Genomic DNA, 19,334 nt, shown 5'->3' on the forward strand with positions numbered 1-19,334 from the left:
GGGCCCGGGGCGGGCTATCCCGCGGCGGCCGGCCGCGGTGGGAGCTCGAAGCGCAGCAGGGCCCCGGTCAGATGGGTGCGCAGCTCCGTCTCCGGCTCGATATGGCGGATCTCGCCCCCGTCGTCAATGACGGTTTCGGTCAGCGCATCGATGATGTCGGGGACCTCGCGCAGCGGATCGCCGCACAGCGGACAGCTCTCGCCCGAGCGCGCGAGGAGCCCGTCCCGGTCGCAGACGACCCCGGGGGCGGCCGCCTCCTCGTCCGCCGCCAGTGTGCCGACTGCGGCCAGCGACGCCGCCCACAGCGTCTCGTCCAGCCCCACGGCGCTCGGCGGCCGCCCGGCCGCCTTGGCCTCCAGGATGTCGCCCACGAGCTGCCGTTGTTCCTGGTGGGCGTGGTCGGAGACGATCTTCTGCACCCGGTTCCTGATGTCCGCGGGGGTCGCGGTCTCACGGTCGACGGTGAAGTCGCCGATCAGCCGGTCCCGCAGGTCACGGGGGAGGAACTGAAGGAAGTTCGGCACCTCGTAGGAGTGCCCGCCGACCACGAGCACATCGAAGGCCCGCCTCCCGAACAGTTGCCTGAGCTCGCCGACGAGCTTCCGGAAGTGGCGTTTGCTCAGCTCATCGGCCTTGTTGCGGACCCTGTCCTCGGCGAGCCCCGCAGCGTAGTCCGGCTTGCGCAGCGTACGGTCGCGGATCGCCTTCAGCTCCCGGGCCTGGTCGAGGTAGTGCTCCCAGATCTGGCCGGTCCCCCGGTCCACGATGACGGCGCAGGCGCGGTCGTACTCATCCAGCACGGCCAGCATGGGGCGGACGTAGGGATCGGAGTCCACCACGATGCGCTCGCGGGTGGGGCGCGGCAGCCACACCTGCTCGTACACGTCCTTGCCGCTGCAGGCGAAGACGGCGACGGCGCCGGGCTGGTGCGGCTCGAAGGCCAGCGACTTCTCCAGCTTCACGATGTCCTCGCGGAGCGAGAGTCGCGCGGCATGATCGAGCGAGCTGTCCAGTGAGAGCGGCCGGATGCCGTCCAGCAGACTGGCCACCCGGGTCATGAATGTGCTGCGGCCGGGCTGCTCGGGCAGCACGGGGACGTAGAGGGACACACACGGAAGACCGTTCCCGCTCAACCGCAGGACCCGGTCGACCTGCTCTTGCGTGATCATGGCCGCTCCTCGCCGCGACGGTGAGCCTCACTGCGCCTCATTCCAGGTAACGCGGTGGTCGCGGGAGAGGCAAACGCAACCCGGGAATCGACTCGTAACCGAGTTCAGGTTGGGACTATTGCTCAGGGGGAATGGACGCGGTGTTACCGCGATTCCTCGGAGAGGCTTTCCTTCTGGATTGAACCGAACTCATGTCGGCCCCCGGTCGGCGACACCATGCTCGGCACGATGGAGCGGCCGCTCGAGGACAACACCGCCGCCGTCACCGGTACGGACGAGGTGCGGGAGAACCTCCGCCGGGCCGTGGAGGCGCGTATCCGCTGCCATGCCCGGCATCGGCCATCGGCTGGAGGCGTTCGACGGCAACCGCGAGAATCGGCAGCCTGGAAGAGCCCGGCCAGGAGCGGGGCCGCGACGTGGCACCTGCGAGCGCGGGTTCCGCGAACCACCTACGGCGATATCGCCGCCCCGTGCGTCGTCAGGGCGGCCACCCCGTGACCCCGGCCGGGCGGGCGCTCAGGACTGCGCGGTCAGCACCTTCCGGATGGACGCGATGACGCGCGGAGCCTCGTCGTTGAGGTAGAAGTGGCCGCCGGAGTAGACCTGGAGGTCGAAGCCACCGGTGGTGTGCTCGCCCCAGGCGCGGGCCTCCTCGACGCTCGCCTTGGGGTCGTCGTCCCCCACATGCGCGTGGATGGGCGTCGCCAGCCGCGGGCCGGACGTGTAGCGGTAGGTCTCGGCCGCCTTGTAGTCGCTGCGGATCGCGGGCAGCACCATCCGGAGGACCTCGTCGTCGCCCAGGAGTTGGGTGTCGGTCCCGGCGAGCGCCTTCACCTCGGCGATCAGCCCGTCGTCGTCGCGGAGGTGGACGGACTCGTCACGGTGGCAGGAGGGGGCGCGCCGCCCCGAGGCGAACAGCACCACCGGCACCACGCCCTTCTGCTCCAGGCGCAGGGCGACCTCGAAGGCGAGGGTGGCGCCCATGCTGTGGCCGAAAAGCGCCACCGGCTTGTCCGTGAAGGGCAGCAGCTCCGGCACCAGCGCGTCGGCCAGCTCGGGGATGGTGTCTATGCACTTCTCGTTGCGCCGGTCCTGGCGCCCCGGGTACTGCACGGCGAGCACATCGACCGTGGGCGAGAGCGCCTTGGAGACGGGGAAGTAGTAGGAGGCGGACCCGCCGGCGTGGGGCAGGCAGATGAGTCGCGTCGCCGCGGCCGGCGCGGGGTGGAACTGCCTGATCCACAGGCTTGTGCCGGTGGGGTTTGCGGTCACGTGATGTCCTTTCGCGCCGTTCGTGCTACGGCGGCTGTCGTGTGGCTGTCGCGCGCGTGCCTCGGGTCGCGCGGAGACCAGTAGACCACCCTGCCGGACCGGTCCGACCTGCGACCACCCCTATTTCGGACCGGAGTCCCCTAGTATTTCTCTCGTGTCGGTCATGGGCGGGGCGCGGTGAGTCCGCCCCGTTCGGCGGTCCGCAGGGCCAGGGCCGCCAGCGCCTCGGGGGCGCCGGCCTGACCGCGGACGCCCGGGAAGGCATTGATGTCCACGATCAGCGGGGCGCCGCCACCCGCGTCGATCAGATCCACGCCGTAGACGTCCAGCGAGAACACCGGACCGACGCGGCGCACCGGATCCAGCCAGCCGGGCGGCAGCGCGTCCAGGGCGAGCGGCAGGCTCGGGCCGCGGCCGCCGGCCGCCAGTTCCGACCGGCGCAGCGCGGCGAACACCCGGCCCGCGATCACCCACAGCTTGTGGTCCCAGCCGTCGTTCGGGGTGAAGTCCTGCACCACCACGGGCTCATCCCCCCAGTCGGCGCTCAGGGCGCGCAGCCGTGCGGTGTCGTCGACGCGGGCCACCAGATCGTGACGGCGGCTGTGGCGGCTCTTGACGACGACAGGGCGAGGCAGCCGCTCCGCCGTCAGCCCGGCGAGTGAGGCCACGGTACGGGTGGGGGCGAACGGCAGACCGGCGCGGAGCGCCAGTTCGGCCATCGCCGTCCGGTCCTGGCACAGCGCGGTGGCCGCCGCGGAGTTCACCACCGGGGCGCCGCGCCGCTCCAGGGACCGGGCGAGCGCCAGCGCACGCGGCGTCCGGGCTTTGAGCAGATAGACATCGGCGAGTTCCCCGGGGTCGGCCGGGTCTTCTCCGGGGCCGGCCAGGTCTCCGGGAAAGACCGGGCCCCGCGCCCCGGCCCCGTGGCCGCCCGGGTCGAGCGCCACCACCTCATGGCGGGGCGTCAGCAACCCCGTGGTGTCGGCGAGGAGTTGATGGCCGGGGTCGGCGGTGATCAGACCGATCCTCATCGGCCGCCGCTCACCGTCGCGTTCATAGCCGACCCGTGGCCACGGCCCGCGGTCATATCCGGCCCGTGGCCACGGCCGGGAGCGGCTCCGGAGCCAGTACCGGCTCGGTGAGGGCACCGACGAGCGCCGTCCCGGACCGGGCACCGCCCCTGCGCGCCAACTCCAGCACCGCACGTCCCACCCGGGCCGGCGCGTCCGGCACCTCCTTGAAGCTGGGGAAGTCGTTCACATCGACGACCACCGGCCCGTCCGGGCCCAGCAGCACATCCACCCCGTACAGATCGAGGCCGTAGACCGCACCCACCTCGGCGGCGATGGCCGCCACTTCGGCGGACAGCCGTACCCGACGGCCGCGTGCGCCCCCGTCGGGGCCGAGCGGTGAGCTCCGCTCGGTCGCGTGCAACTCCCCGTCCACGCAGTACACCTTGAGATCGATGCCCGAATTCGGCACATAGGGCTGGGCGATGAGCATGCCCTCCACGGCCAGTTCGGCGCGCAGCGCCCGCAGCCGGTCCGGTGTCGGCACCAGCCGCACGGCCCGCCCGGAGCTGCCGTCCGCGGGCTTGACCACCAGGGGGAACTCGGCCTCCGGTATCTCCTCCAGCGCCTCGGGCCGGGCCGCCGCGTAGGTGGGCGGCAACGGCAGCCCCCGGCTGCGCCCGATGGCGGCGGCCAGCGCCTTGTCCCGTACGCCGCGGATGGCGCGGGCGTCGTTCACGGTGGTCAGCCCGACCGCCGACGCGGCCTCCAGCAGCGTCAGCCCGGGGCCTCCGGACACCGTCTTGAGCACCCAGGCGTCATGGCTGCCCGCCCGCACCGCATCGGACATCCGCAGCAGGGAAGTGCCCGGCCGGACCACGTCCACCTGGTGGCCCCAGGCGGAGAGCTGACGGATCACCTCACGGGGCATCCCGTCATGGCGATAGCGCTCCTCCACCAGAAAGCAGAGTCTCATCGGCCTTCTTCCTCGTCACCGGACAGGTTCCCGGGCCGCTGCCGAGAGTGTCCGGCGCGCCATGGCTTCCCAGGATGTCATCCGCCGTTCTTTTACGATCCCCTGGGCCAACCCATGGGTGTCAGTGGCCTGTTTATCGGGCTAAGGGTCCTTTACTCTGCTGAGCATGATGCTGACGCGCAGGGAACGGGAGATCCTCGTGCTGCTGCGGCGGGACCCGCTGGCCGGGGCCCAGTCCATCGCCGACGCCCTCGGGACCACCCGGGCCGCGGTCAACGTCCATCTCTCCAACCTGGGCAAGAAGGGCGCCATCCTGGGGCGCGGCTACATCCTGCGCCAGGAACACGCGGTGGTGGTCATCGGCGGCGCCAACGTGGACATCAAGGTGCGCAGCCTCGCACCCGTCGCGTACCGCACCAGCAATCCGGGCCGGTCCCACACCAGCCCCGGCGGGGTCGCCCGCAACGTCGCCGAGAACCTCGCCCGGCTGGGCACCCCCACCCATCTCATCGCCGCCGTGGGTCAGGACGCGGCGGGGGAGCGGCTGCTGACCGAGACCCAGGCCGCGGGCGTGCGCATCGACCATGTGCACCGCGGCCCGCACCCCACCGGTACCTACACGGCGGTGCTGGACGCCGACGGCGATCTGGTCGTGGCCATCGCCGACATGGCCGCCACCGACGCGCTCAGCCCCGAGCATCTGCACGCCGCGCGTGAGCTCATCGGCCACGCCGGTCTGCTGGTGCTGGACGGGAACCTCTCCCCGCGGGTGCTCTCGTACGTCCTGGACATCGCCGCCGCCACCGGCGTCCAGACCCTGATCGACCCGGTGAGCGTCCCCAAGGCGGCGCTGCTCGCCCCGCTGTTCGCCACCGGGCGGCCGGTCTTCGCCGTCACGCCGAACGTGGCGGAGCTGGGCGCGCTCACCGGCCGGGACCTCGATGAGGACGCCGCCGCGGACGACCCGGAGCTGATCCGGGCCGTGGCCGTCCTCCATGAGCGCGGCGTGCGGCATGTGTGGGTGCGGCTCGGTGCGCGCGGCTCCCTGCTGAGCACCCTCGACGAGAGCCGGGTGCCGCTGGAGGCGCCACCGGCCGAGGTGCACGACGTCACCGGGGCCGGCGACGCGATGCTCGGCGCGTTCGCGCACGCCCTGCTCGGTGGCGCCGACCCGGTCGACGCCGCCCGCTACGGCCACGCCGCCGCCGCGTTGACCGTGGCCACCCCCGCCACCGTACGACCCGACCTGACCCCGCGTCTGATCGAGGACGCGCTCAACGCACCGCTGCGGAGGACCACATGACCACGCCCCACCCCCGGCTGACCCTCACCGAGGAGGTCGCGGAGGCCCTGCGCGACGGCCGCCCCGTGGTCGCTCTGGAATCCACGATCATCAGCCACGGCATGCCGTATCCGCAGAACGTCGAGATGGCCACCGAGGTCGAGGAGATCATCCGCGCCGAGGGGGCGGTCCCCGCCACCATCGCCGTCCTCCACGGCACGCCACGGGCCGGCCTGGACCGGGCCGCTCTCGAACTGCTCGCCACCAGCCCCGACGTCGGCAAGGTCAGCGTGCGCGACCTCGCCCATGTCATCGCGCGCGGCGGCCACGGCGCCACCACAGTGGCGTCCACGATGCGGCTCGCCGCGCTCGCCGGGATCCGGGTCTTCGTCACCGGTGGCATCGGTGGAGTGCACCGGGGAGCGGAGCACTCCTTCGACATCAGCGCGGATCTCACCGAACTCGCCACCACCCCGGTGGCCGTCATCAGCGCCGGGGTCAAGAGCATCCTCGACATCGGACTGACCCTGGAGAAGCTGGAGACCCTGGGCGTTCCGGTGCTCACCTACGGCACCGACGACTTCCCCGCCTTCTACTCGCGGGTGAGCGGCTTCCGCTCCCCGCTGCGCGTCGACTCACCCGAGGAGATCGCCGCCACCATGCGCGCCCAGTGGGAGCTGGGCATGACGGCGGGGCTGAGCATCGCCAATCCGGTGCCCGAGGCCGAGGAGATCCCCGCCGAGCGGATCGACGGCATCATCGAGCAGGCCCTCGCCGAGATGGCGGAGGCGGGAATCGGCGGCAAGGACGCGACCCCGTATCTGCTGGGCCGGATCGTCGAGTTGACCAAGGGGGAGAGTCTGCGCACCAATATCGCCCTCGTCAAGAACAACGCGCGCCTCGGGGCGCGGATCGCGATCCACCACGCCCGTACGCACTGACCGCGACGGCCCGGACCTGCCCGGACCTCCGCCGGGATGGAGGACGGCCGCCGGGCCGACTCGTCTCCGCGAGGGCCTACAGCGAGCGGACCTCGGCGATCTCGACCCGGCCACCGATCTCGATGGAGCCGTCTGGCAGGGGACCGGTCAGAATCTGCGACCCCACGCCCTGGGTGATGTTGAGGGCACGGCCCAGCTCGCCCGAGAGAACCAGGGCGGCGGCGCCGGTGGCTTCGTCCTCCACGATCCCGTCCCCGCGGCGGGGGAACGCCCGCGCCCGCACCCGGCCCGCCGCCTCGTCCTGCCACGCCCAGGCGTACAGCCAGCCTTCGCCCTCGGGAGGGGTGGGCAGGGCCTCGACCTCCTCCGGGGAGGCGTACTGCTGGGTGCGCCGCCCGGCCGCCCAGGCGGGCCGGCCGGTGATCCAGGTGAACTCGCCGTCCTGCCGGGCGGGAACCTCACCGGCGGGCGGCAGCAGCTCGGGCAGGTCCAGCAGCCAGGCGGTGCCCACCAGCGGATGGCCCGCGAAGGGCAGCCGGACGCTCGGGGTGTAGATGTCGACGACGCCGCGCTCCGGGTCGTCCACGAACACGGTCTCGCTGAACCCCAGCCCGGCGGCGACCCGCTGCCGCTCCGCCTCGCCGACCACGGCGGCGCCGTCCCGCACCACGCCGAGTTCATTGCCACCGCGGCCGTAGGGCCCGCAGAACACCTTGAGCACGTCCAGATCCGTCACCTGGGCATTCAAGCACGGGCACGCTTGTCGGTGGGGTGTTCTACGGTCGGGCCATGACCACCTCCGACGATGTCCGTGCCGTCGCCCTGTCGCTGCCGGAGACCACAGAGAAGATCGCCTGGTCGATGCCCACCTTCCGGGTCGCCGGGAAGATGTTCGCCACCTTGCCCGAGGACGAGACCTCGATGGCCGTCAGATGTCCCAAGGAGGAGCGGAAGGAGTTGGTGCTGGCGGAGCCGGAGAAGTTCTGGGTCGCCGCCCATGAGGCGAGTTCGGCCTGGGTGCGGGTGCGGCTCGCCGCGCTGGAGGACGTCGATGAGCTGCGGGACATCCTGCTGGACTCCTGGCGGCAGGCCGCACCGGCCGCGCTGCTCGAATGATCACACCACGGCGACCGGCAACTCCTCGAAATGCGACGATATATGCGTTCGAGGAGATAACCGACACGGGTGAAAGTATAGACTTTTCCCGGTAATCGGAGTGCTGTCTTCCGCTGCGCGGGGTTCCCTGGAGGGGGATCAGCGAGGGAGGCCGCATGGTGCACGGCCGCAGAACGAACCGCCCCGCGGTGTGCGGCGGCCCGTGCGCGGCCGCCGTCCTTCTGCTGCTGGCGGTCACGTTGCTGCATGCCGTGCTGGCCCTGGGGGTCGTCCGCGACTCGCCGTCCACCGGGCCGGACCAGTGCGCGGCCGGGCCTCCGAACCCGAACCCGGCCCCGGCCCCGGCCCCGGCTACGTCCGGTGACGCCGGTGCTCCCGCCTCGGCCCCGGGCCTCCTCGCGTCCGCCCCCGCGGGCGCTCCCGGCGTCCCAGCGCCTGTTCCGGTGGCGCCGGAGACCGAGGACGAGCGCTCCCCCGCATCGGCGTCGGCCACGCTCTTCGCCCGGGACGGTGCCGGGCATCCGGCCCGGCATGCCGGGCGGGTGGTCCACGGCGCCTCGTTCGGCGCCCATCGATCCCTCTCGACGTCCCTCGGCCCCCTCGTGCTCGTCGCGGTCCGCGGTCGCCCCGCCGACCCCGCGCCGGGCGTCGGCGCGTTCGCCGCCGGAGGCGACATCCCGGCCGATCGGCTCTCCTCGCGGTCCGTCGTCCTGCGCTGCTGACCGGGCCCGGGCACGTCCGCCATCCCGATTCCGCGGCTGCCGCGCGGATCCCGGATGCGGTGTGCCCTGCCCGCTCAGCCACCGGACGTCCGAGACCGCAGGAGTATCCGCATGCCCATCGATGTCTATGCCGCCATGCGCGCGATGATGCGCGCAGAAGCCACCCGGCGCCCCGTCACCCCGCAAGCCAGGACCACCGATCCGTCGCCGCCCCCGGCCGATCCGGCCGCTCCCGATCCGGCGGACGCCACCGCTCGGGACGTGGCCGAGGCCGTGCCGGCTCCGTCGGCCGTACCGGCCCCGACGTCCGTACCGGCTCCATCGGCTGCACCGCGCCCGGTCCGCCGGTCCCGCCCGGCCCGGTATCTGTCGCGCTGCCGTGCCGTGCTGCGCGCCGTACGCCACACCGTGTCGTCCTGCATCACCGGGCGCGCGTCACGACAGGGCCGGTGACCGGCCGCGGAGGGAGAGGAGCCGGAACCACGGGTGCCGGGAGGTCACACCGGTCCGTCGTTCCGTCCGCCCTCCGGTGAATCCCCGCCGAGAAGCAAACGCTCGCGCTGCGCCACGGCCCAGGCGTAGCCGGGATTCAGCTCCACCGCACGGTCCAGATCCGCCAGCGCCTCCGCGCGTCTGCCCAGGGCCTCGTTGGCCATCGCGCGGCTCCCCAGGGCCCAGGCGTAGCCGGCGTCGAGGGCCAGCGCCCGGTCGTACGCCGCGATGGCCTCCTCGTAGCGGCCCGCGAAGCGGTGGACATCGCCGCGCTCGCCCAGCGTTCCCGGGACGCCCGGCTCCAGCGCCTCCGCCCGGTCCAGGTCGTCCAGTGCGCCCGCCGCGTCCCCCAGGGTGCTGCGGACCCGGGCCCGCCGGACCAGCGCCCAGGTGTAGTCGCCGTGTCGCTCGATGGCCCGGTCGAAGTCCGCCAGAGCCTCCTGGATCCGGCCGAGCGCCATCATGGTCTGGCCGCGGCTGCCCAGGGCCACATGGTCCGCCGGATCGGCCTCGACCACCGGGTCGAGCCGGGCCAGCGCCTCCTCGTACCGGCCCGCCCGGCGGCAGGTCTCCCCGCGCTCCCGCTGAACCCAGATCGAGCCGGGCTCCAGCGCCTCCACGCCGTCCAGCGCGTCCATCGCCGCGGTGAAGTCCCCGGTCGCCCGGTGGACCACGGCGCGCCCGAAGTGTGCGCGGACGTTCCCGGGGGCCAGCTCGATCGCCCGGCGGAAGTCCTCCAGCGCCCCGTCGTACTCCTCGACCGACCGGCGGTGCCACCCCCGTACGACGAGCGCCGCGACCCGGTCGGCGGCGTCCAGCCCGGCCCGCGCCAGCAGCAGTCCCAGCGCCTCGATACCACGCCGCCGTTCGTCCGTCAGCGCCTCCACCAGGCGCCGCCCCCAGGTGCGCACCGCGTCCGAGTCGGCGTCCTCGCCCGCCTCGACCAGGGTGGACGCCCAGCGCCGGGCCACCGCCGGTCCCGCGTCGCAGGCGTCGATCCCGTCCCGCAGCGCTCCGGGCAGCGCCGCCGACGGCCGTGCGCACAGCAGGTGGTACCACTCCTCCAGACGCGGTCCGCTCCAGCCGTCCAGTCGCCACCCGTCGCGTGCGTCGAGCCCCCCGGCGGCCGCCTCCCGCCACCCGGCGAAGGTCTCCGCCAGCCGGGTGTGCGCCGCACTCCACCGCTGCGGTGAGGTGGTCCGCTGAAGCCGCAGCATCGGGGCGCGGACCACATCGTGGTAGCGGGCCGCCCCGTTACGGTCGCCGATGAACGGCAGCGACCGCAGCCAGCCGAACAGCTCGGCTCCGTCCTCGTCCACCGCCGCCCTGAAGACGTCCTCGTTCAGCCGCCGGGGCAGCGCGCCCGCCAGGGCGGCGGAGCGGCGCACCGGATCGCGCTCCCACTTCAGGAACCGGTCGACGGCGGTGGCACTGGGGTCGTCCAGGTCGCCGCTGGTTCCGGGGTTCTCGGCGAGGGTGGACACCAGGACCGGCAGCCGGCCGGAGAGCCGCAGCACCTCGCGCACCACCGGCTCATCGGTGATCCCCTTGGCGGTGAGCAACTGCCGGGCCTCCGCGTCGGTGAACGGCTCAAGCGGCAGTTCCGCGACCACATCGGCCAGGTCGCCCCAGCGGCCGGGGTCCGGGCGGGTCTGCCCGGCCAGCACCAGTACGGTGTTGGCGGGGAGGGTGCCAAGGCGTTCGCTGGTCAGCAGGGTGCGCAGCCAGGGGTCGAGCAGCGGGCCGAGGCGCTCGTAGGTGTCGAAGAGCAGCACCAGCCACGGCACCGCCGCTGCCGCCTCCGACAACTCCCCGACCAGCAGCGGGGTCAGCGCCTCCACCGGGTCCAGCACGAGCTGGACGTCCTTGTGGTCGCGGAACCGCGAGCTGAGCGCCGCCCGCAGCCGGTCGGTGCCCTCGGCGAGCGGCACCGGGTCGACGGCGCCCGCCAGCGCCCCGACACCCGGCACCAGGCCGAGGCCGGTGAGCCCGGCTCGCGCGGCGACCAGGCTGCCGGTGCTGGGCCCGGGCCGCTCGCCCTCAGCCGGTACCGACTCCGCCTCATGGCGGCGCTGCCGATACGTGGCGAGCCGCCGGTCGAAGGCCGTTAACCCCCGCCCCTGGCGGGCGAATTGCTCACTGATCGCGGCCATCGCCTCGGGGACGGAGCCCGCCGCCTCGTCGACGCGGGCGGTGAGCGCGCCGTACTCCTGGCGGGCGGTCTGTTCCAGCCGGCGCATCAGCCAGGTCTTGCCCACGCCCGCGTGGCCGTGCACATGGAAGACGAAGCGATGCCGCCCGTCCTCCGGCGGCAGCCCGAAGTTGTCCCGGAACGCGTCCAGTTCCCGCTGCCGCCCCACGAATCCGGCGTTCCTGCGCCGCTGAATCAGCTCCTGCATCGACGGCCGTCCCCGCCCCATCGGCCCCCTCCTCCGGTCCCGGCCCAGTCTGCCAGTACGATCAGCCCACAGGCTTATTGCGTACGATATGCAGGTGCTCAGCTATCGCATCAGAACCGCGACCCCCGATGACCTCGACGCCGTCCGCAGCGTGATGCTCGACACCGTCTACCGCGACTTCGGAACCGGCTATGTGCCACGCTGGCACGCCGACATCATCGATCCCGCCGCCGCGTATCTGAACGGCGCGCGCCACACCCTGCTGGTGGCGGTGGACGAGAGCGACGGGGCGGTCGTGGCGACCGCCGCGCTCGACTCCCGGGGTCCGGCCCATCCGCCCAACCCGTCGTGGCTGGCAGCGCGTTACCCGTCAGGGGAGACCGCCCAGTTGCGCCGGGTCTATGTGCGATCCGAGCATCGACGCAATGGGCTGGCCCGGCGGCTGGTGCATGCGCTGCTGGACTTCGCCGTGGCGGACGGCGGCTATCGAGCGGTCTATCTGCACACCGATCCGGGGGTGGCGGGCGCCGAGCCGTTCTGGCGGTCCATGGGGAAGGTCGTCTGCGATGAGCGGGAGGCACCCGGGGGCGGTCAGGGGGTCGTCCACTTCGAGGTCCCCATGGGGCCAGGGATGCCGTGAGTTGATGGAAATGATTATCATGTAGCGTTCCTGCTGTTCTGCCGTCCCGCGCAGCCCCTGGAGAACCACGCCCATGCACTCTGTCCGCCGCCGGTGGGCCGCCGCGCTGCTGCTCGTCCCGCTGCTCACCGGGTGTTTCGCGGCCCGCGACGGTTCGCCCTACGACGCCGGGGCCGGTGCGGGCGGCGGACGCCTCCGGGTCGCCATGGCCTTCCCGCCCGCCGAGCGCTTCTCCCCGTACGGCGCCGACGCCACTCTGCTCAGCCGGCTCGGGGTCACCGAGGGGCTGACCCGGCTGGACGGCAACGGTGGCGCGGTGCCCGCCCTCGCGGAGTCCTGGACCCGGGAGAGCGGCGGCGGCTGGGTGTTCACCCTGCGCGAGGCGCGGTTCCAGGACGGCACCGAGGTCACCCCGGCGGCGGTGGCGGGCGCCCTCACCCATGCCACCCACGCCGATCCCGCGCCCGCCGCGCTCACCGGGGTCACGCTCACCGCCGAGGCGGTGGGGGAGCGGCGGGTCCGGGTCACCACCGCCACCGCCGACTCCGCCTTGCCCCTGCGACTGTCCAGCCCGAGCCTGGCCATCCTCTCGCCCAAGGCGTATCGCACGAAGGCCGGTACGGGGACGGCTGGTACGGATGAGTCCGCTTCGGCGGAGCCGCGTTCGGACACGGCGGACGGGAAACCGGCCGTCGATCCGGCCGGCACCGCCACCGGCCCCTTCACCCTGGCCAGGACGAGCGGCGCCACCCGCGCCACCCTCCACCGCTTCGACGACTACTGGGGCGGCCTCGCCCACGCCTCCGGTCTCGATGTCCGCTTCATAGCCGACGGTACGGCCCGCACCAACGCGCTGCGCAGCGGCGAGGTGGACATCGCCGAGGCGGTCCCGGTCTCCCAGGCGGCCACCCTCGACCGGCCGACCGTCCGCGAGGTGCCCACCGCCCGCACCACCGCCCTCTTCCTCAACACCCGTTCCGGCCCCTTCGCCGACCCCGCCGTCCGCGCCGCCGCCCGCGAAGCCGTCGACGCCTCCGCCCTCGCCGAGGACGTCTACGAGGGGCATGCCGACACCGGCCGCGGCCTGTTCGGCCCGGCCCTCACCTGGGCCGCGGGCGAGCGCCCCCGGCCATCCGGCCGCCCCGCCGCCAAGCGTGCCGGGGACACCGCGCTCACCCTCGCCACCTACGACAACCGGCCCGAGCTGCCCGAGGTCGCCCAGGTGCTGCAACAGCAGCTACGCAAGGCCGGGTTCAGCGTGAAGCTGGAGGTGCGGGAGTACTCCCGGCTCGAAAGCGACGCCCTGGCCGGGAAGTTCGACGCCGTGGTGGCCGCACGTAACACCATGCTCGACACCGGCGACCCGGTCTCCTATCTCGCCGACGACTTCACCTGCGACGGCGGCTACAACCTGGCCCGGGTGTGCGACAAGGCCGTGGACCGCGCGGTCGCCGAGGCAGGGTCCCGTGCCGACGACGCCGCGCGCCATCGCGCCGCCCTGGCCGCGCAGACCGCCGTGCTGCGCACGGACGGGGTCGTCCCGCTGGTCCACCAGCGGATCATCCACGGCGTCGGCGCCTCGGTGCGGGGTGTGATCCTCGATCCGTACGAGCGCACGCTCGTCGGCACCGGTACGCGACGTTGAGCGGCACGCGGACCAGGGCGCGGTCCACCGGGCCGAGTACGGGTCGGTCGACCGGCCCGAGCGCGGGCGGGCGATGCACCGGGCCGGGCGCGGGTCGGTCCACCCGGCTCAGCGCCGTGCGGTTCACCGGCCTGAGCGCCGGGCAGTCCACCGGCCTGAGCGCGCTGTGGCGCCTCGTGCTCGCCGGGGCGTTGCTGTGCGGCATCGGGCTGCTGCCCTGGCTGTCCCGCACCGACCCCGCCCGTACCGTCCTCAAGGCGCGCGAGGCCGACCGCGAGCCCAGCCCCGAGCTTCTGGAGCCCCTGCGCTCCCAACTCGGCCTCGATGCTGGGCCGTTGACGCTGCTCGGCCGATGGCTCGCCGGACTGCCCCACGGCGACGCGGGCCGGTCCTGGATCTCGGGGACGGCCGTGGCCCCCTCGGTCGCCGAGGCGCTCGGCGTCTCGCTGCTGCTCATGGGCGGGGCGCTGGTGGTCGCGGCGGTCACCGCGGGCGCGGTGTGCGGGCGCACCCTGTGGCTCGGGCCGAGGCGGCGGGCCGCCCGGCGCGGGGCCGGTGCGGGAAGCGGCGGCGCGCTGTTCGCCGCGCTGCCCGAGTTCCTGCTGGCGTCCGTGCTGGCCGCCGTGGTCGGGGTGCGGCTCGGCTGGCTGCCCGCGGTCGGCTGGTACGGGCCGCGGTGGACGGTGCTGCCCTCGCTCGCCCTCGGCCTGCCCGCGGGCGCCCTGCTGGGCCGGGTCCTGGACGACGCCCTGCCCGGCGCGTTCGCGGAACCCTGGGCCCGGGCCGCCGCCGCACGCGGGCTGCCCGCCCGGCGGATCGCCCGCCACGCACTGCGGCGTGCCGTGCCCGGAGTGCTGCCGAACATCGGGCTGTTCGTGGTCGGGCTCACCGGCGGGGCGGTCGCCGTCGAGCAGGTCTTCGACATCCCCGGGCTCGGCCGGCTCACCCTGCAGGCGGCCATCGCCCAGGATCTGCCGGTGCTTCAGGCGGGCACCCTCGTCCTCGTCCTGCTCGCGGCCGTCGCCGGAGGTCTCGCCCGGCTCGCGGCCCGGCTGCTGCTCGGGCCCGCGCTGCGCGACGGGGCGCTGCTCTCGCTCCACCGGCCGTCCGCGCCGTCCGCCCGTTCCATTCCGCTGCTCTACGGCGCGCTCCTGCTCGCCGTCGTGGCGCTCGGTGCCCTCCGGGACCCGCTGGCCGTGGATACCGCCGCCCGGCTCACCTCCCCGTCCTGGGCGCATCCGTTCGGCACCGACGCGCTGGGCCGCGATCTGCTGGCCCGGGTGGGGCACGGCGCGCTGTCCACGCTCGCGCTCGCGGTGGCGGTGAGCGCCGCCGCACTGGTGGCGGGGGTGCTGCTCGGCCTGGTGCCCCGGCTGTCCGGCGGACTCGTCGAGACCGTGAACGCGGTGCCGCCCGTGCTCGCCGGGCTCCTGATCGCCGGAGCGGCCGGCCGCGGCCCGTACACCCCCGCGCTCGCCGTGGCCGCCGTCGCCTGGGCGCCGCTGGCCGCGCACACCTCCGCCCTGCTGCGGCAGCAGCGCGCCGCCACGCATCTTGCCGCCACCCGCGCACTGGGCGCCTCCCGCCGCCATCTGCTGCGCCGCCACCTCCTGCCCGCGGTCCTGCCCCCGGTCATCCGGCACGCCCTGCTGCGCCTGCCGGCCGCGGCGCTCGCCCTGGCCTCGCTGGGCTTCCTCGGCCTGGGCGCGCAGCCGCCGTCCCCGGAGTGGGGGCGGCTGCTGGCCGAGAACCACCCCTACGCCGAGCGCGCCCCGTGGACGGTCCTCGCCCCCGCCGCCGCGCTGGCCCTCCTCGGCGTCCTGGCGGTGACGGCGTCCGGCGGGGTGCGGTGGCCCCGCCGCCGCCTCCGCATCGACGACGGCCCGGGGCCCGGCGGAGACTGACGTCCCGGCCCGGCGGAGACTGACGTCCCGCCATGGTGAGACGATCGGGCCGTGGCCCTGGCCAACGCCAGCGACCACGGCCTGACCTGCGGCATCATCACCGACAACGGGACCCATGGGCTCAAGGTCGCCCGCCGTATCCGGACCGGCATCGTGCACATCAACGACCAGTCGGTGGCGGACGAGCCACAGGCCCGTTCGGTGGCATCAAACAGTCGGGGTACGGGCGGTTCGGCGGCCGCTGAGGCATCGAGGCGTTCAGCGACACCCGGTGGATCACCCTCGCCACCCGCACCCGCACTACCCCTTCCAGCGGCTGCGCGGCCCCTCGGCCCATCCCGGGGACTCAGCCCATCCCGGGGACTCAGCCCGTCCCCGGGACGCAACTCAGCCCAGGGATTCAGCTCATCCCGGGGATGAGGGGCACGGCTCCGGGGCGGCGCGCCGCCAGGCGCAGCATGCTGACCGTGGAGCGCACGACCCGCTCCTTGGCGCGTGCGGCCAGGCCACCGCGCAGCACCCCCTCGCGCGGGGAGTCGTCCGCCCGCACCAACTGGATCAGCCCGTCCCGGCGGCCCAGGCTCACGCACTGCACCACAAAGCGGAAGCGCAGCGGCTCCGGCTGTCGCCCCCGCGTCTCGGCGATGATCGAGGAGGCGGCGTGCGACCCGGCCGGGAGCGCGGTGGCACAGGCCATGCGCAGGGCACCGGCGGCCGAGGTGGTCATGGCCGCGGAGTCGCCCACCGCGTAGATCTCCGGATGGGACACCGAGCGCAGGGCGCCGTCGACGCTGATGCCGCCGGTGGGGTCGAGGCTGATCCCGGCGGCCTCGGCCAGCGCGGTGTTCGCGGTCATCGCGGTGGCCCAGACCACCGCGTCGGTGTCGATGTCCTCGGGGCCCGCCACCCGGCGGCCCTCCTCGATCCGGACACCGAGCCCGGTGAGCGTCGTCCGCACATGGGCGCGGCCCTTCGCCGACAGCCCCGTGCCGACCTCGTCGCCCGTGATCAGCCGGACCTTCCAGGCGTGCTGGGACTCGGCGATCTCGGCCGCGAGCTCGATGCCGGTGAGCCCCCCGCCGACCACCGTCAGCTCACCCGGGCCGTCCAGCAGCCGCTTGTGCAGTTCGGCCGCCGTTTCCGGGGTGTAGGCGCGCTCACCGGGGTCGGGGGTGCGGCTGCCGAGCGCGTACACCAGCCGGTCGTACGGAAGCCGGCGGCCGTCGTCGGTGGTGACCTGCCGGGCCGCCGGGTCGACCCGGGTGGCGCGGGCGGCCACGTGGACGATGCCGGCCCGCCGTGTCAGCGCGTCGAGCGGATGCGTGATGTCGGGCCGTCCGGCGGCCCGCTCGTGCAGCCGGACGCGTTCGGTGAAAGCGGTGCTCGGATCGACCAGGGTGACGCGGGTGTGCGGGGCCAGCCGCAGGGCGGCCATCAGCCCCGCATAGCCCGCGCCGAGTACCAGGACCTGCTGCTTCTCCATACCGGCGGCCTCCTTCTCGGATGGTGTTCATGAGGAGGACGACATAGCGGCTCCAGATGTGACGGTGATGCCGGTCACAGGTTCGGCAGGTCGAGATGGCGGAGCTTGTCGGGGTTGATGACCACGTCGATCTCGGTGATCAGACCTTGGTGCACGGAGAACGCGAAGACCACGGCCTGGCCGGCCGTGCGGTCGGCGATGACCAGGCCGGGGGCGTCGTTGACCGCGCAACGGTGCACCACCATCGTGGCCGGGTCGAAGCCCCGGGCGAGACCCTGGGCGAAGCGGGCCACCTTCTCGTTGCCCAGCACCGGGACCCGGGCCGCCGCCACCTTGCCGCCACCGTCCGAACGCCAGACGACCTCCGGATCCAGGATCTCCAGCAGCCCTTCCATGTCACCGCCCAGGACCGCCTGGAGAAACGCGTCCACGGCCCGCCGGTGCTCCCCGCGGTCCACCGAGCGCCGCGGCGCCTCCTCCCGGACCCGCTTGCGCGCCCGGGAGGCAAGCTGCCGTACGGACTCCGGGCTGCGGCCCACGACCTCGGCGATCTCGGGGAACGGCACCGAGAAGACATCGTGCAGGATGAACGCGGTCCGCTCCGCCGGGGTCAGCCGCTCCAGCACGGTGAGCAGCGCCAGCCCCACCGACTCGTCGAGCGTCACCCGGTCCTCAGGACCGGCGGTCGCCACCACCGGCTCGGGCAGCCAGGGGCCGATGTACGCCTCGCGCCGCACCCGCGCGGAACCCAGCAGGTCGTAGCAGATCCGGCTGATGACGGTGGTCAGATACGCGCGGGGGTCGGCGACCTCGTCCACGGGCAGCGCCTGCCAGCGCAGCCAGGTCTCCTGCACCGCGTCATCGGCGTCGGCGACCGAGCCGGTGATGCGATAGGCGACGGCCCACAGCCGGTCGCGCTGCTGTTCGAAGTCGGTCAGCTCTGCCATGTCCTGATCCTCTCGTCGGCCTGAGAGGGAGGACGAGATGGCGGCCGGAAGTGTGACAGACAGCCGCCTCCCGGGTGCGGCGGCGGTCTCCCCGGTGAGGCGGCGGCCTCGCGGGCGGTCCGGGCCCCTTCCGGTGGAGCGGTTGTGATCTTCCCGGCGGGGCGGGGCTGGCGCGGCGGCAAGGGCAGGCGTAAGCAGTAGATGTGCACATGCGGCAAGGTCACTCGGATCTGCGCCGGCCAAGGTGGCGTACCCGCGTCTTGGTCGTGATCCCCCTGCTGCTCATCGGCCTGATCACGCTCGGCGATGAGCTGACCCCGGCGAGCATCCGGCTCAGCCCGCTGCTGATCGCGGCCCCCGCCATGACCGCCTCGTTCGCCGGCCCCCTGCTCACCGCGTGCGTCGGGCTCCTGGCCGTGGCCGGACAGATTGCGTCGAACGCCTCGGACGGCGTCCTCGGCCGTCCCGGCCCCCAGGCCGAGGTGGTCACCCTGGCCCTGGTCTCGGCGCTGATCGTGCTGTTCCGCGCGGTCCTCGACCGGCATATGCGCGAGCTGAACCGGGTGCGGGCGGTGGCCGATGTGGCGCAGCGGGTCCTGTTGCGTCCGCTTCCCCTCCGGGTCGGACCGCTGCTGATCGCCTCGGTCTACCTCGCGGCCGAGCCGGGGGCGGAGATCGGCGGCGATCTGTACGCGGCGGCGCGCACCTCCAACACCACCCGCCTGATCATCGGCGATGTCCGGGGCAGCGGGCTGACCGCCGTCGCGGACGCCTCCCTGGTGCTCGGCGCCTTCCGTGCGATGGCCCACTGGCCCGTACCCCTGACCGATCTGGCGGCCCATTTGGACACCGCCCTGTCCGCCGAGCGGACCGAACCCCCCGACAAGGCGCCCGGGGCGGGGGAGTCGTTCGTCACCGCCGCCGTGCTGGAGATCCCCGACGACCAGCCGGTGGTCCGCCTCGTCAACTGCGGACATCCACCGCCGATCATGCTGTGTGACTCGGGTGTGAAGGCGCTGGAGGGCCATGCGCCCGCACTGCCGCTGGGCCTCGGCCATCTGGTGGCCGGCCGGTACCACAGCGAGGTCTTCCCCTTTGCGGAGGGCGATCAGTTGCTTCTCTACACCGACGGGGTCATCGAGGCGCGCAACAGCGAGGGCACCTTCTACCCGCTCGCCGAACGGCTCCCCGGATGGAACGGCGCCGGACCCCAGCACCTCGTCGACCGAGTGCACCGCGATCTGCTCTGCCACACAGGCGGCCACCAGGGCGATGACGCCGCCCTGGTCGTCCTCGAACGCCACGGGGCGGAGCCCTGATCCCGCCGGAGGGAGAG

At 73.6% G+C, this 19,334-nt stretch carries 17 protein-coding genes and 1 pseudogene; 10 read left to right on the forward strand and 8 right to left on the reverse strand.

From position 1 onward, the window contains the following. Window positions 1-14: 14 nt before the first annotated feature. From STRVI_RS17960 to STRVI_RS17975, 4 genes are all read right to left on the reverse strand, one after another. On the reverse strand, window positions 15-1,169 hold the full coding sequence (locus STRVI_RS17960; protein ID WP_014057090.1) for a hypothetical protein: 1,155 nt from the start codon (window positions 1,167-1,169) through the stop codon (window positions 15-17). Window positions 1,170-1,685: 516 nt separating this feature from the next. After that, a complete protein-coding gene (locus STRVI_RS17965; RefSeq protein WP_014057091.1) occupies window positions 1,686-2,441 on the reverse strand; it encodes a thioesterase II family protein in 756 nt (251 codons plus the stop codon). 161 nt (window positions 2,442-2,602) lie between these two features. Then, the gene (locus STRVI_RS17970; RefSeq protein WP_014057092.1) at window positions 2,603-3,472 is read right to left on the reverse strand and encodes an ATP-grasp domain-containing protein; all 870 of its coding nucleotides are present in this window, start codon (window positions 3,470-3,472) and stop codon (window positions 2,603-2,605) included. 52 nt (window positions 3,473-3,524) lie between these two features. Continuing rightward, window positions 3,525-4,427 carry an ATP-grasp domain-containing protein gene (locus tag STRVI_RS17975; RefSeq protein ID WP_014057093.1) on the reverse strand — a complete coding sequence of 301 codons (903 nt, stop codon included), beginning with the start codon at window positions 4,425-4,427 and terminating at the stop codon, window positions 3,525-3,527. Between the two features lie 166 nt (window positions 4,428-4,593). Here STRVI_RS17975 and STRVI_RS17980 point away from each other — a divergent pair, with 166 nt between their 5' ends. After that, window positions 4,594-5,730, forward strand: coding sequence for a PfkB family carbohydrate kinase (locus STRVI_RS17980; RefSeq protein WP_014057094.1), 1,137 nt, complete (start codon window positions 4,594-4,596; stop codon window positions 5,728-5,730). Further along, complete coding sequence (locus STRVI_RS17985) at window positions 5,727-6,650, forward strand: pseudouridine-5'-phosphate glycosidase (RefSeq protein WP_014057095.1); 924 nt, start codon at window positions 5,727-5,729, stop codon at window positions 6,648-6,650. Before STRVI_RS17980 ends, STRVI_RS17985 begins: the two co-directional genes overlap by 4 nt. Before the next feature lie 76 nt (window positions 6,651-6,726). Here the strand turns inward: STRVI_RS17985 and STRVI_RS17990 are convergent, their stop codons facing one another. Continuing rightward, on the reverse strand, window positions 6,727-7,386 hold the full coding sequence (locus STRVI_RS17990) for a PhzF family phenazine biosynthesis protein (RefSeq protein WP_014057096.1): 660 nt from the start codon (window positions 7,384-7,386) through the stop codon (window positions 6,727-6,729). 53 nt (window positions 7,387-7,439) lie between these two features. On the opposite strand from STRVI_RS17990, the gene STRVI_RS17995 reads away from it, so the two are divergent. The 3 genes from STRVI_RS17995 to STRVI_RS18005 all read left to right on the forward strand — a co-directional run bounded on the left by STRVI_RS17995 (window position 7,440) and on the right by STRVI_RS18005 (window position 8,941). After that, window positions 7,440-7,766 (forward strand): MmcQ/YjbR family DNA-binding protein, encoded by a 327-nt coding sequence (locus STRVI_RS17995; protein WP_014057097.1) that lies wholly within the window; start codon window positions 7,440-7,442, stop codon window positions 7,764-7,766. Between the two features lie 155 nt (window positions 7,767-7,921). Then, entirely contained in the window at window positions 7,922-8,488 is a 567-nt protein-coding gene (locus tag STRVI_RS55565; protein ID WP_014057098.1) for a hypothetical protein, read from the forward strand. A gap of 111 nt (window positions 8,489-8,599) precedes the next feature. Next, entirely contained in the window at window positions 8,600-8,941 is a 342-nt protein-coding gene (locus STRVI_RS18005; RefSeq protein ID WP_014057099.1) for a hypothetical protein, read from the forward strand. A gap of 44 nt (window positions 8,942-8,985) precedes the next feature. On the opposite strand, the gene STRVI_RS18010 is transcribed toward STRVI_RS18005, so the two are convergent. After that, entirely contained in the window at window positions 8,986-11,379 is a 2,394-nt protein-coding gene (locus STRVI_RS18010) for a tetratricopeptide repeat protein (RefSeq protein WP_014057100.1), read from the reverse strand. A gap of 88 nt (window positions 11,380-11,467) precedes the next feature. Between STRVI_RS18010 and STRVI_RS18015 the strand changes: the two genes are divergently transcribed. The 4 genes and pseudogenes from STRVI_RS18015 to STRVI_RS47995 form a co-directional block, all read left to right on the forward strand. Next, the gene (locus tag STRVI_RS18015; protein ID WP_014057101.1) at window positions 11,468-12,019 is read left to right on the forward strand and encodes a GNAT family N-acetyltransferase; all 552 of its coding nucleotides are present in this window, start codon (window positions 11,468-11,470) and stop codon (window positions 12,017-12,019) included. A gap of 73 nt (window positions 12,020-12,092) precedes the next feature. Beyond that, the gene (locus STRVI_RS18020; RefSeq protein ID WP_014057102.1) at window positions 12,093-13,664 is read left to right on the forward strand and encodes an ABC transporter substrate-binding protein; all 1,572 of its coding nucleotides are present in this window, start codon (window positions 12,093-12,095) and stop codon (window positions 13,662-13,664) included. A gap of 116 nt (window positions 13,665-13,780) precedes the next feature. Then, window positions 13,781-15,568, forward strand: coding sequence for an ABC transporter permease subunit (locus tag STRVI_RS18025; RefSeq protein WP_014057103.1), 1,788 nt, complete (start codon window positions 13,781-13,783; stop codon window positions 15,566-15,568). A gap of 39 nt (window positions 15,569-15,607) precedes the next feature. Then, window positions 15,608-15,878: pseudogene (locus STRVI_RS47995) on the forward strand (aldehyde dehydrogenase family protein); the annotation flags it as partial. A 90-nt stretch (window positions 15,879-15,968) separates the two neighbouring features. Here the strand turns inward: STRVI_RS47995 and STRVI_RS18030 are convergent. Together STRVI_RS18030 and sigJ are read right to left on the reverse strand one after the other, a co-directional pair. Then, complete coding sequence (locus STRVI_RS18030) at window positions 15,969-17,051, reverse strand: NAD(P)/FAD-dependent oxidoreductase (protein ID WP_014057104.1); 1,083 nt, start codon at window positions 17,049-17,051, stop codon at window positions 15,969-15,971. Window positions 17,052-17,125: 74 nt separating this feature from the next. After that, the gene (gene sigJ, locus STRVI_RS18035; RefSeq protein ID WP_014057105.1) at window positions 17,126-17,998 is read right to left on the reverse strand and encodes an RNA polymerase sigma factor SigJ; all 873 of its coding nucleotides are present in this window, start codon (window positions 17,996-17,998) and stop codon (window positions 17,126-17,128) included. Between the two features lie 209 nt (window positions 17,999-18,207). Here sigJ and STRVI_RS18040 point away from each other — a divergent pair, with 209 nt between their 5' ends. Beyond that, window positions 18,208-19,317: a PP2C family protein-serine/threonine phosphatase gene (locus STRVI_RS18040; RefSeq protein WP_014057106.1), complete on the forward strand. Its 1,110-nt coding sequence runs from the start codon at window positions 18,208-18,210 to the stop codon at window positions 19,315-19,317. Window positions 19,318-19,334: the final 17 nt, after the last annotated feature.

Source organism: Streptomyces violaceusniger Tu 4113, assembly GCF_000147815.2.
In the GTDB taxonomy this organism is placed as follows: domain Bacteria; phylum Actinomycetota; class Actinomycetes; order Streptomycetales; family Streptomycetaceae; genus Streptomyces; species Streptomyces violaceusniger_A.